Below are 12,405 nucleotides of genomic sequence, written 5' to 3'. Positions count from 1 at the left end.
CGCAGCCGCCATGCAGACCGCCCAGTCGCAAGCCTCCGTGCAAGTTCCGGTGCAAGCTGCCGTGCAATGGACGGAGATGGCCTTGCCCATCTCCGTGGGTTCGGCCCATCTGGTGCTGCGCCAGTGTCAGCCCAGAGCGGCAGCGCCGCTGGCGCAGGTGGTGGTGGCTGGCGCCATGGGCGTGCAGCAAAGCTATTACCAGGCCTTTGCCCGCTGGCTGGCGGAGCAGGGCTATGGCGTCACCACCTTCGACTATCGTGGCCATGGCCTGTCGCTGCAAGTGCCGCTGCGTGACGCCAGGGCCGACCTACTGGACTGGGCCAAGGACTGCGAGCTGGTGGCAGCGCATCTCAAGCAGCAGTTTCCGCAGCAGCCGCTGATCTGGATCGGTCATAGCGTGGGCTCGCAATTGCCGGGCCTGGCCTCCATTCCCCTGCCCATCAACGGCTTGCTGTCTGTTGGCAGCGGCAGCGGCTACTGGCGCGATAACGCTGCGCCAACCAGGCGCATGGTCAGGCTGTTCTGGTGGGGCGTCGCTCCGTTGGTCACTGCGTTGTACGGCGCGTTTCCGGGGCGCAAGCTGGGCATTGTGGGCGATCTGCCGGCAGGCGTGATCTGGCAATGGCGTCGCTGGTGCCTGAATCCTCTGTACGCCATGGGCGCGGAAGGCCGCTGGGCGGCCGAGGCCTATGCGGCAGCCCACTATCCCTTGCATGCGCTGTATTTCGAGGACGACGAAATGATGTCGCTGGCCAGCGTGCAATCTTTGGTGGACTGGTACAAAAGTGCGCCCAGCACGCTGGAGCGTGTCGATCCGGGCCTGGCTCCGTCCGGACGCATAGGCCATCTGGGGTATTTCAAGGAAGAGATGCGTGAGCTACTGTGGCAGCCCCTGTTGCCCTTGCTGCAGAGCTGGCGCGACGGTGACCGTGGCCCAGGCAAACCCTTGTTCGGGCCGCTTGAGTCACCTGTTTGACGGCTTTCATTCCCGCCCTTGGGCAACACTGCCAATCATGAGCACAGACCTCCACCCCTTTGATCGTGCCGTGGCGCTGAGCGCTACGGGCGTGCCCAATCAGTACCAGGGAACGGCTTCGCCCGATTACTGGAATATGGTCGGCCCTTATGGCGGCATCACGGCGGCCAGCCTGGTGCAGGCCATTCAGCAGCACCCGCAGTGCCTGGGCGATCCGCTGTCCATCACCGTCAACTATGCGGCAGCCGTGGGGCCGGGCGCTTTCGAGATCGAGGCCAGGCCGGTGCGTACCAACCGCTCCACCCAGCACTGGCTGCTGACCATCACCCAGCCCGATGCCGAAGGCCAGCCGCAGATCGTGACCACGGCCACGGCCGTGACGGCGGTGCGTCGCCAGACCTGGAGCGTCAGCGATATGCCCATGCCCGAGGTCCGGGCTGCAGCGGAGGTGGAGCGCGTGCCGCCGTTGTTCAAGGCCTCCGAGTGGCTGACCCGCTACGAGATGCGATTTGTGGACGGCATCCTGCCGCGTGATGAGGACGGGGCCGAGCGCGACAGTCTGACGCGACTCTGGGTGAGGGACAATCCGCCGCGTCCGCTGGATTTCGCGTCGCTGGCTGCGGTCTCCGATGTGTTCTTTCCACGGGCGTGGTTGCGCCGCGCCAAGCGCGTGCCGGCGGGTACGGTGTCCATCACTGTCTACTTCCATGCCGGACGCGAGGAGCTGGCTGAAGCAGGTGACGGATTGCTGCTGGCGCAGGCGCGAGGGCAGGAGTTCCGCAACGGCTTTTTTGACCAGACGGCTCAGTTGTGGAGCCAGTCCGGTCAGATGCTGGCGACCAGCCACCAGATTGTTTACTACAAGGAATAGCGCGCCGAAACCAGCGAGCTGTTCACATCATTTACAAGGCAAGACCATGAGCAATACCCAGGATAGCCAGGACATCCTGGTGCACACCGAAGAGGGCGTGTGCACCATCACCTTCAACCGTGCGGCGAAGAAGAACTCCTTCACCGAGGCCATGTATACCCAGATGGCGGATGCATTGGCCGCCGCCAAGGTCGACGCAGGCGTGCGCGTGGTGGTATTTCAGGGCGACATCGCCATCTTCAGCGCGGGCAACGATATTGCGGACTTCCTGAAGCAGGCCTCAACCCCCGGTGCAATGGGGGCCGATGCGCCCGTGTGGCGTTTTCTGCAGGAAGTCTCGGCCTTCCCCAAGCCTCTGATTGCTGCCGTCTGTGGTCCGGCCGTGGGCATTGGCACCACGCTGCTGCTGCACTGCGATCTGGTCTATGCCGGCGATAACGCTGCATTCTCGCTGCCCTTCATCAACTTGGGCGTATGCCCCGAAGCGGCATCCAGCCTGCTTTTGCCCCAGATGCTGGGTTATCACCGCGCCGCCGAAGCCCTGCTGCTGGGCGAGCCCTTCATGGCAGAAGCCGCGCTGGAGGTGGGCCTGATCAACCGCGTGGTGCCGCCCAGTGAATGCAATGCCGTGGCACAGGCCCAGGCCAGGAAGCTGGCGCGCAAGCCCCTGTCCTCGCTGATCGAGACCAAGCGCCTGATGAAGGGCGGCCAGGCCAAGGCAGTGGGCGAGCGTATCGTGGAAGAGGGTGCTGTCTTCGCCCGCATGCTGCGCGAGCCAGCGGCCAAGGAAGCACTGACGGCCTTCATGGAAAAACGCCACCCCGACTTCAGCCAGTGCTGAAGTCAGGCATTGCGGCAGCAAGATGAGCGAAGCGATGGGTGGCGATTTCGCCAAAAACGCCACCCCGACTTCAGCCAGTGCTGAAGTCAGACATTGCGGAAGCAAGATGAGCGCAGCGATGGGGGGCGATTTCGCCAAAAACGCCACCCTGACTTCAGCCAGTGCTGAAGTCAGACATTGCGGAAGCAAGATGAGCGAAGCGATGGGTGGCGATTTCGCCAAAAACGCCACCCCGACTTCAGCCAGTGCTGAAGTCAGACATTGCGGAAGCAAGATGAGCGAAGCGATGGGTGGCGGTGCTACCCAAAGCACCAGCCGGATTTCGGCATGTGTCGAATCCGGGCCAGCTTCGCCAGCGTGTACCAGTGCCGATCTGAGAATCGCCCCTTGCCGGGCGATTTTTCTTTGACCTCTTTTCAGGGTTGCCTATGACATCCAGGTCCGTACCGTCCCGTAATTCAGCGCAGGAAATTGCCGAGTCCGTGCAGTTCGAGCCTGAGTTCATCTCCGGCTTGCGCGAGATCTTTGAAACGCGCGTGGCCTTCAACCAGACCATAGGGCTCAAGATCGGCGAGATCACGCCCACGCTGGTGCAGGGGCATATCGCCATGCGACCTGATCTGGTCGGGCATTCGGCCTACCAGCGCATTCATGGCGGCGTGATCAGCGCCGGCCTGGACTCCATGGGCGGGCTGGCTGTGATGGCGGCCATTGCGGCCAAGCATATGGACGATACGCCCGCACAAAGACTGCATCGTTTTTCCCGGCTGGGCACAATCGATCTGCGTGTGGACTACATGCGCCCCGGCATCGGCAAGGAATTTCTGCTCACTGCCAGAGTGCTGCGCCTGGGCTCGCGGGTGGCGAATACTCAGATGGAGTTTCTGTCGGTGGATGGCGAGCTGCTCTCTACCGGCACAGCGGCCTATATCGTCTCTTGACGATCTCTGAAACGAGAGCATAAAGCGCCAGCGAAATATGGACGGGCAGCAAAACGTGCCTCAAAGACGGGCAAGTGAACGCTTGCCCGGATGCTGCCAAATCTTTCATTGTGTGAGATCAGGCAATGCATGCAAGTAACTGAAACTTATGAAAGCTTTGCTTACCGTTATTGCGAGATGGCGGTAAATGTTGCTACTTATGCTGCATAGGATGGCACTTTCTGACTAGGAGATTCCTGCCATGGCTGTGCAAAACCCGTTCTTCGGCAAACGCGATAACGATAACTTTCCTTCACGCAGTTCCGTCACCGGGCTTTCGACAGCGAATACTGCTGCGACATCTGGCGCCAGCTCTCTGAGCAACGCGGGTCTTGGCACGGCACCATCCAGCACCATGCGTGCGGCTTCGACTGCCGCTCCCACCGCGCCTCTTGCGGAGGAAAACGGCGGCAGCAAGCTGACCGTCGGCCCGAACATCAAGCTCAAGGGCGTGGAAATTACGGACTGCGACACCTTGGTCGTGGAGGGAACGGTTGAGGCGACCATGAACTCCCGCGTCATCAAGATTGCCGAGCAGGGGGCGTTTCACGGTACGGCCGAGATCGATATTGCAGAAATCCACGGCAAGTTCGACGGCACTCTCACGGTGCGCGAAAAGCTGGTGATCTATGGCTCCGGCAAGGTCAGCGGCACGATCCGCTATGGCAAGGTGGTGATCGAAGAGGGTGGCGAGCTGACGGGGCAGATCGAAGCGGGAACCCGTTCCGGCACCAGCAGTTCCAGCAATGCTTCCGCTTCCGCCTGGAGCAAGAGCAGTGCCGGCAGCACCAGCAGCCAGGCGGCGGCTGTGGCCAGCAGCAATGAAACGACGGGTAGCGCTGCAGTCGCCTGAATCTCTGCGCACAGCCCATGAAAAAAGCGACCTCTAGAGGTCGCTTTTTTCATGCTCGACGCGTGGATCAGCTCTTGGCGGCCGCCTGAGCCTGGAGTTTCTCGCGCCAGGCACGTGTCTGCTCGGTATCAGGCAGAGACTGGGGCTTGCCGGTGGCATCAATGGCCACATAGGTCAGGCGGGCCTCGGTCACCTTCACATATTTACCCTGGTCGGAAAAGCGCTCGGCAAAGACTTCCACATCCACGGCGACCGAGGTGCGACCCACATGCTGCACGCCGGCATAAAAGGACAGAATGTCGCCCACGCGCACGGGCTGCTTGAAGATGAACTCGTTGACGGCCACGGTCACCATGCGGGTGTGGCTGATGCGCTGAGGCAGCACCGAGCCGGCCAGGTCCACCTGCGCCATGACCCAGCCACCGAAGATGTCGCCATTGGCATTGACATCGGCAGGCATGGGCACGACTTTGAGAACCAGTTCCTTGTCGGCGGGCAGGGCAACGCTGGGAAGGTCGGGCGAACGGGGAGGCATGGAAATCTGTGACACGAATGGAAAGATTGAATTGTCCCTCAACATGGGGTTTCTACCATGTTGGCGAGAGAAAGCCACTAACGACGGTTCGGGCAAGTAAGTAGGGGGTAACTATGGGACGGTGTTTGTGGTGGATCTGTGGATGCCTGAGTGTCGTGCTGGCGGCCTGCAGCAGCCATCCGGTAAAAGCCCCAATATCGGGCAGAGACGATGTGATATCGGCAAGGTCGCTCAAGCCGCCTATGCAGGCCGTGCAGCCCTCTTGCCATCCGGAACCCTTGACCGGCGCGGCAGCGCTGGCCGGACCTTTCACTGCAATGAATCCCAGGCAGGCCTTGCAGGCCGGTGCGCTGAATGCGCGTGTCTGCTGGGCTGGCGGGCTGCGCAGCATAGAGGCGGTCGGCGAGCAGCGCGATTGCATGGTTCTGATGCATGCCGAGTTCAGCGAGCAGGGCTTTCTGTCCTGGCCGCGCGAGGCAAGCTTCTTCAAGGCCTGCGGTGCAGGCCCGTATGACAGACAGTTGCTGCAGCCCTTCACCCTGGTCTGGGTGAGCGCAAAAGTGACGGGACAGGCAGAATTCGTGGGTACCCAGATTCCCGTCATAGAAATAGACGCCCTCTACCGCGGCTCCGACTGCCTGCAGGGCGACACAGCCCCACAATGCGTTCACAGTTACCTGCAACCCCAGAAGAAGCCGCAGTAGCGGCAAACCAGTCAGACGGCGCCACGCTGCGTCGCCTTTTTCCCTATATCTGGCGCTACAAATGGCATGCGCTGGCGGCGCTGGCGTTCATGATCTGCGCCAAGCTGGCCAATGTGGGCGTGCCCATCTTGCTCAAGCATCTGGTCGATGCGCTGGATATCAAGCCCGGGCAGGCGCAGGCCGTGCTGGTGGTCCCCGTGGGTCTGCTGGCGGCCTATGGATTGCTGCGCTTTTCCTCCACCATGTTCACCGAGCTGCGGGATCTGGTCTTTTCCAAGGCCACGCAAGGGGCATCGCGCTCGATCGCGCTGTCGACCTTCGAGCATCTGCATGCACTGAGCCTGCGTTTTCATCTGGAGCGCCAGACCGGTGGCATGACGCGCGACATCGAGCGCGGCGTGCGCAGCACCGAGTCGCTGATCTCGTATTCGCTCTACTCCATCTTGCCCACGCTGATTGAGATGGCGCTGGTGCTGGGCATTCTGGCCGTGCGTTTCGACATCTGGTTTGCCGTGATCACGCTGGCAGCGCTGGTGTTCTATATCGGCTTCACGGTCACCGTGACGGAGTGGCGCACCCGCTTCAGAAAAGAGGCCAATGCCCAGGAGTCGGCGGCCCATACCAAGGCCATCGATTCCTTGCTCAATTACGAGACCGTCAAGTACTTCAACAACGAACAGTTCGAGTCAGCGCGCTACGACGAGAACCTCGAAAACCTGCGCCGCGTGCGGCTCAAAAGCCAGACCACGCTGTCCATGCTCAACTGCGGCCAGCAACTCATCATCGGTGCGGCGCTGGTGGCCATTCTGTGGCGGGCCACGCAAGGCGTGGTCGACGGCAGGCTGACGCTGGGCGATCTGGTCATGATCAATGCCTTCATGATTCAGCTCTATATCCCGCTGAACTTTCTGGGCGTGATCTACCGCGAGATCAAGCAGAGCCTGACCGACCTGAACCGCATGTTCACCCTCATGGACAAGGAGCGCGAAGTGTCCGATGCGCCCGGTGCCCAGCCCTTGCAGATCGACAATCCGCCGCCTGAAGTGCGCTTTGAAAACGTGCAGTTCGCCTACGATAGCGCGCGGCCCATACTGCATGATGTGAGCTTCACCATTCCTGCGGGCAAGACCGTGGCCGTGGTCGGTCCCTCGGGTTCGGGCAAGAGCACGCTGGCGCGTCTGCTGTTTCGTTTCTACGACGTGCAGGGCGGCCATGTGCGCATTGCCGGGCAGGACATACGCACGGTGACCCAGAGCAGCGTACGTCACTGCGTGGGCATTGTTCCGCAGGACACGGTGCTGTTCAACGACACAGTGGCCTACAACATCGCCTATGGGCAACCGGGCGCCACGCAGGAGCAGGTGGTTGCAGCGGCCAAGGCTGCGCGCATCCATGACTTCATCGAGCGCACGCCCCAGGGCTATGCCACGCGGGTGGGTGAGCGCGGCCTCAAGCTCTCGGGCGGTGAAAAGCAACGTGTGGCGATTGCGCGCACCCTGCTCAAGAACCCGCCGATCCTGATCTTTGACGAAGCGACTTCGGCACTGGACAGCGCCAACGAGCGCGCCATCCAGAACGAGCTGCGCAGCGCGGCGCAGGGCAAGACATCGTTGGTCATTGCCCACCGCCTGTCCACCGTGGTCGAAGCGCATGAAATCCTGGTCATGGACAGCGGCCGCATCATCGAGCGCGGCACGCACGAGGAGCTGCTGGCCGCCGGCGGGCGCTACTCCAGCATGTGGAATATGCAGCTCAATCAGCAGGAGTCATCGGAGATCCCCGCCTGAGTTCGACCACTTTTAGCCAGACTTCTCACAGGCCACCTCAGGGTGGCTTTTTTCTCGCCTGCATTGCTTGTATGTATACATGTTGCTAGGTGTTTACCCTTTATTTTCCAATTAAATAGCTGTTTTTTGATTTTTATGTATACATTTCTTCCATCTACCAAAAACTAAATACCCGCGAGACATGCCACCCTCCATTGCCCCCGCTGCTGCAGCGGAAGAAAACCATTCCCAGGTCGTGAAGGCGCAGCTGCAGCTGCGCGAAATGATTCTTGCCGGCGAGATGGCGGCCGGAGAGCGCATCTCCGAGCTGGTGCTGGCCGAGCGTCTGGGCATCTCCCGCACTCCCATACGCGCAGCGCTGATGCGACTTGAGCAGGAGGGCATGCTGGAGGCCACGTCCGGCGGGCGCGGCTACAAGGTGCGCGTGCTGTCCGAAGCAGATGTCTCGGACGCCATCGAGCTGCGCGGCACGCTGGAAGGTCTGGCGGCGCGCATGGCGGCAGAGCGCGGGGTGGATGAAGCCCTGCTGGCGAGAGCCGCGCGCTGCCTGGATGCCATCGACCGTGTGCTGGATGCCCAGAACTGGGGTGACGAAGCGTTTTCCGCCTACGTGGCCCTGAACTCCGAATTTCACGACATCCTGCTGGAGATGTCGGGCAGCAGCTTCATGCAGCGCGAGCTGGACCGGGTCAAGCGCCTGCCGTTCGCGTCCCCCTCGGGCTTTGTGGTGGCCGACTCCGAGTCTCCACGTGCGCTTCGCAGCCTGATCCTCGCGCAGGAGCAGCACCGCGAAGTGATAGACGCGATCGAGCACCGCGAAGGCGCGCGTGCCGAGGCGCTGATGAAAGAGCACTCGCGCATTGCGCGGCGCAATCTGCGCGAAGCCATGCGCTCGCCCGAGACCACGCGCGTTCCCGGTGCGCAACTGATTCGCGCCAGCCGCTAATGGCCGGCCCGTAGCGCAGCAGGCTGCGCCCGACCCCGACCGATAAATACAAGGAGACACCCACGATGAGCAAGCAAGCACAGCCCACCTATCCTCGCAACACCTGGTATGTTGCTGCCACGGCGGCCGAAGTCACGGACAAGCCGCTGGGGCGCCAGATCTGTGGTGAGCGCATGGTTTTCTACCGCGCCCTGGAAGGCAAGATGGCCGCCGTCGAGGACTTCTGCCCGCATCGCGGCGCACCGCTGTCGCTGGGCCGCGTCTGCGAAGGCAAGCTGGTCTGCGGCTATCACGGGCTGGAGATGGGCTGCGACGGCAAGACGGTTGCCATGCCCGGTCAGCGTGTGCGCGGCTTTCCTGCCATCAAGAGCTATCCGGTGGAAGAGCGCTACGGCTTTGTCTGGGTCTGGCCGGGTGACAAGGATGCAGCCGATGCAGCGCTGATCCCGGATCTGCAATGGCATGACAACCCCGAGTGGGCTTATGACGGCGGGCTGTTCCACATCAAGGCCGACTATCGACTGATGATAGACAACCTCATGGACCTGACCCATGAGACCTATGTGCATGCCAGCAGCATCGGTCAGGCCGAGATCGACGAGACGCCCTGCAAGACCGAGGTCATGGGCGACAGCGAGGTGGTCACCAGCCGCTTCATGGAGAACATCGAGGCACCTCCGTTCTGGAAGATGGCTCTGCGCAGCAATGGTCTGGCCGATGACGTGCCTGTGGACCGCTGGCAGGTCTGCCGCTTCACTCCTCCCAGCCATGTGCTGATCGAGGTCGGTGTGGCGCATGCCGGCAAGGGCGGCTATGACGCCGCTGACGAGCACAAGGTCTACAGCATGGTGGTGGACTTCATCACTCCGGAGACCGACGGCAGCATGTGGTACTTCTGGGGCATGGCGCGCAAGTTCAATCCCGGCGATGCATCGGTGACGGCAGCCATCAAGCAGGGCCAGCACAAAATCTTCAGCGAAGACCTGGAGATGCTGGAGCTGCAGCAGCGCAACCTCGAGGACTATCCGCAGCGTCAGCTGCTCAAGCTCAATATCGATGCCGGCGGCGTGCAGTCGCGCAAGATCATCGAGCGCCTGATCGATGAAGAGAAAAGCGAGTCGCGCGTTGCGGCGCTGGCTTGAACGGCCGCAGGCGGGGCAGATCATGTCTGTAGATGGAGTAATCTTGCAGCTCCCCGAATCGGAGTCAGCGATGCCCATAGGCAACGCTGCCCTTGCTACGCTGCTGCATGGAATCGCCCACCACACCCAACCCGCTTTCCCTGGATCTCTACGACCAGCCAGGTCACCTGATTCGACGAGCCCAGCAGATTGCTGCGCTGCTGTTTCGAGAAGTGCTGGGCCCCGATGTGACGCCGGTTCAGTACGCCATCCTGCGCATGCTGCAAGAGTCTCCCGGCATCGACCAGGTGACGCTGGCGCGTCTTGTCGCGCTGGACAACTCGACTACGGCCGATATCGCTGCGCGTCTGGAAAGCAAGGGCTGGATTCATCGGGAGCTGCTGCCAAGGCGTCAACGCCGCTTGAGTCTGACCACCGAGGGCGAAGCCATGCTGGCCGCGTTTGTGCCCAATGTCTACGAGCTGCAGCAGCGCATGCTCTCGGCGCTGGAGCCCGAGGAGCAGACGGAGTTCAAGCGTCTGCTGCGCAAGTTCGTGCAGTTGCACGACAGCACTGAAACCGGCGAGCAAGCGGCGATCAACGGCTAGCAGCTCGCCCTGACGCGGCGGCTTCATCACGATCACGCCGGCCAGCGCCGGCTGTGAACCGGCACGACTAGGGAATTCACTTGTGCTGGATCAAGATTTCATTCAGTAAACTGAATGTGATTCAGTATGCTGAATGAACGATAAAAAACAAGGAGACAACGATGGAACAGGATTTGCGCGCGCATCTGGACCAGCGGCCCATGACGACCTTCCAATGGTCGGTCATCGCGGTATGCATGGCCCTGAACATGATCGATGGCTTTGACGTGCTGGTGATGGCCTTCACGGCTTCCGCGGTATCGGCGCACTGGAAGCTCAGCGGCTCGGAGCTGGGCTTTTTGCTCAGTGCCGGCCTCTTCGGCATGGCCGCAGGTTCGCTGCTGCTGGCGCCCATGGCCGACAAGCTGGGGCGCCGTCCCCTGATCCTGCTGTGCCTGGCCGTGTCCGGGCTGGGCATGCTGGCTTCGGCCTGGAGCCAGACGCCCACGCAGCTGGCCGTGCTGCGCGTGATCACGGGCCTGGGCGTGGGCGGCATTCTGGCGTGCAGCAATGTGATTGCCAGCGAATATGCCTCGCTGCGCTGGCGCAGTCTGGCGGTCACGCTGCAATCGACCGGCTATGCGCTGGGCGCGACCATTGGCGGCAGTATCGCGGTCTGGCTGCTCGCGCACCATGGCTGGCGTTCCGTCTTCCTGTTCGGCGGTTGCTCTACGCTGGCGGTGCTGGTTCTGGCCTGGTTTGCCTTGCCCGAGTCCCTGGACTTTCTGCTGGTCAAGCGACCCGCCAATGCGCTGCAGCGTCTCAATGGACTGATCCGCAAGATGGGCCTGCCGGCACTGGATTCCCTGCCTCAGGCCGTGGCGGCAGGCAGCGGTGAAGGCAAGCGCATGGGCCCTTTGCAGCTGCTGTCTCCCAAGCTGCTGCGCCCCACTTTGCTGGTCTGGCTGTCCTTCTTCTCGGTGATGTTCGGTTTCTATTTCGTGATGAGCTGGACTCCCAAACTGCTGGCGGCCTCGGGGCTGACGCCCGAGCAGGGCGTGACCACGGGCGTGCTGCTGAGCCTGGGCGGCATTCTGGGCGCGACCTTGCTGGGCCTGCTGGCGGCGCGTTTCGCGATTCACCGTGCGCTGGCGGTCTTCATGCTGGTGACGGCAGTGCTGCTGTGCTTTCTGGTGGGTAGCTCCGGTGCGCTGTGGATGTCATACACGCTGGCCTTCCTGATCGGCGTGTTTGTGAATGCCTGCGTGGCTGGCCTCTATGCGATTGCGCCGGTGGTCTACGGCAGCGATGTGCGCGCCACCGGTGTGGGCTGGGGCATAGGCATCGGTCGCATCGGGGCGATTGTGTCGCCGCTGGTGGCCGGTGGCCTGCTGGATGCGGCCTGGTCGCCCGATCAGCTGTACCTGGGTTATGGCCTGGCGTTTGTCCTGGCTGCCGTCATCGTGTCCATGCATCGTATTGCAGGCCCGCAGGCTGCGGACAGGCGCGCTGCATCCGAGACAGTGGCTGCCGCTCATTGACCAGGGAGACTTCGATGAACCAGATTTCTCAACCCATGAGCGCGGCCCTGCCGGCCTTTCCGCTGGATCAATGGTATGTAGCGGGCTTTGCCTGGGAGCTGAAGGACCAGCCGGTGGCGCGTACCTTGCTGGGCCAGCCGGTGGTCCTGTTCCGCACGGAAGATGGCCGGGTCGCGGCGCTGGAGGATCGCTGCTGCCACCGCGAGCTGCCGCTGTCCTGCGGCACGGTGGAAGCTGCGGGTCTGCGCTGCGGCTACCATGGCCTGCTCTTCAGCCATGAGGGGCAGTGCCTCGAAATACCGGGCCAGGAACGGATTCCGGCCAAGGCCTGCGTGAAGTCCTTCGAGCTGCGCGAGCGCGACCAGATTCTCTGGATCTGGATGGGCGCGACACCGGATTCCGCGCCGGGCACGGAGCCGCCGGCCTATGCCGTGCACAGCGACCCGCAATATCGTTTTGGCGGCGGCGTCTATCACTACGACGCTCCGTATCAGCTGATTCACGACAACCTGTTGGACCTGAGCCATCTGGGCTATGTGCACCTCAAGACCATAGGCGGCAACGCCCGCGTGCATATGAACGCGGATCTCAAGGTCAGCCAGGACGGGGACAGCGTGAAGGTGGTGCGCTGGATGCCGGATTCGGACCCTCCACCTACTTATG

14 protein-coding genes are annotated in these 12,405 nt (G+C 62.2%); 13 read left to right on the top strand and 1 reads right to left on the bottom strand.

The window, feature by feature from the left end:
• Positions 1–10: 10 nt before the first annotated feature.
• From AAIL66_RS02310 to AAIL66_RS02285, 6 genes are all read left to right on the top strand, one after another.
• Positions 11–976, top strand: coding sequence for an alpha/beta fold hydrolase (locus AAIL66_RS02310; protein WP_224648962.1), 966 nt, complete (start codon positions 11–13; stop codon positions 974–976).
• A gap of 37 nt (positions 977–1,013) precedes the next feature.
• Entirely contained in the window at positions 1,014–1,847 is an 834-nt protein-coding gene (locus AAIL66_RS02305) for a thioesterase family protein (RefSeq protein WP_034354498.1), read from the top strand.
• A gap of 46 nt (positions 1,848–1,893) precedes the next feature.
• On the top strand, positions 1,894–2,688 hold the full coding sequence (locus AAIL66_RS02300; RefSeq protein ID WP_003068064.1) for an enoyl-CoA hydratase: 795 nt from the start codon (positions 1,894–1,896) through the stop codon (positions 2,686–2,688).
• 22 nt (positions 2,689–2,710) lie between these two features.
• Positions 2,711–3,097 carry a hypothetical protein gene (locus AAIL66_RS02295; protein WP_343495906.1) on the top strand — a complete coding sequence of 129 codons (387 nt, stop codon included), beginning with the start codon at positions 2,711–2,713 and terminating at the stop codon, positions 3,095–3,097.
• 19 nt (positions 3,098–3,116) lie between these two features.
• Positions 3,117–3,629: a thioesterase family protein gene (locus AAIL66_RS02290; RefSeq protein ID WP_034354492.1), complete on the top strand. Its 513-nt coding sequence runs from the start codon at positions 3,117–3,119 to the stop codon at positions 3,627–3,629.
• A 241-nt stretch (positions 3,630–3,870) separates the two neighbouring features.
• Complete coding sequence (locus AAIL66_RS02285; protein WP_343495905.1) at positions 3,871–4,521, top strand: polymer-forming cytoskeletal protein; 651 nt, start codon at positions 3,871–3,873, stop codon at positions 4,519–4,521.
• A 67-nt stretch (positions 4,522–4,588) separates the two neighbouring features.
• Here AAIL66_RS02285 and AAIL66_RS02280 read toward each other — a convergent pair whose 3' ends face one another.
• Complete coding sequence (locus AAIL66_RS02280; RefSeq protein ID WP_003068067.1) at positions 4,589–5,056, bottom strand: acyl-CoA thioesterase; 468 nt, start codon at positions 5,054–5,056, stop codon at positions 4,589–4,591.
• A gap of 317 nt (positions 5,057–5,373) precedes the next feature.
• Between AAIL66_RS02280 and AAIL66_RS02275 the strand changes: the two genes are divergently transcribed.
• The 7 genes from AAIL66_RS02275 to AAIL66_RS02245 form a co-directional block, all read left to right on the top strand.
• Positions 5,374–5,760 (top strand): hypothetical protein, encoded by a 387-nt coding sequence (locus AAIL66_RS02275; protein ID WP_241781188.1) that lies wholly within the window; start codon positions 5,374–5,376, stop codon positions 5,758–5,760.
• The gene (locus AAIL66_RS02270) at positions 5,718–7,547 is read left to right on the top strand and encodes an ABC transporter ATP-binding protein/permease (protein WP_045838724.1); all 1,830 of its coding nucleotides are present in this window, start codon (positions 5,718–5,720) and stop codon (positions 7,545–7,547) included. Before AAIL66_RS02275 ends, AAIL66_RS02270 begins: the two co-directional genes overlap by 43 nt.
• A gap of 181 nt (positions 7,548–7,728) precedes the next feature.
• Positions 7,729–8,493 carry a GntR family transcriptional regulator gene (locus AAIL66_RS02265; protein ID WP_034391050.1) on the top strand — a complete coding sequence of 255 codons (765 nt, stop codon included), beginning with the start codon at positions 7,729–7,731 and terminating at the stop codon, positions 8,491–8,493.
• Positions 8,494–8,558: 65 nt separating this feature from the next.
• Complete coding sequence (locus tag AAIL66_RS02260; RefSeq protein ID WP_034354483.1) at positions 8,559–9,635, top strand: aromatic ring-hydroxylating dioxygenase subunit alpha; 1,077 nt, start codon at positions 8,559–8,561, stop codon at positions 9,633–9,635.
• A 107-nt stretch (positions 9,636–9,742) separates the two neighbouring features.
• Positions 9,743–10,222 (top strand): MarR family transcriptional regulator, encoded by a 480-nt coding sequence (locus tag AAIL66_RS02255; protein WP_034354480.1) that lies wholly within the window; start codon positions 9,743–9,745, stop codon positions 10,220–10,222.
• Between the two features lie 161 nt (positions 10,223–10,383).
• Entirely contained in the window at positions 10,384–11,742 is a 1,359-nt protein-coding gene (locus AAIL66_RS02250) for an MFS transporter (RefSeq protein WP_343495904.1), read from the top strand.
• Between the two features lie 14 nt (positions 11,743–11,756).
• On the top strand, positions 11,757–12,405 hold a 649-nt coding region (locus tag AAIL66_RS02245), incomplete at its 3' end, for a Rieske 2Fe-2S domain-containing protein (protein ID WP_343495903.1).

Origin of the sequence: Comamonas sp. F1-6 (assembly GCF_039581415.1) — a bacterium.
GTDB lineage: Bacteria > Pseudomonadota > Gammaproteobacteria > Burkholderiales > Burkholderiaceae_C > Comamonas > Comamonas thiooxydans.
The sequence above is the reverse complement of the archived record's forward strand: the minus strand, read 5'-3'. Positions and strand labels throughout refer to the sequence as shown.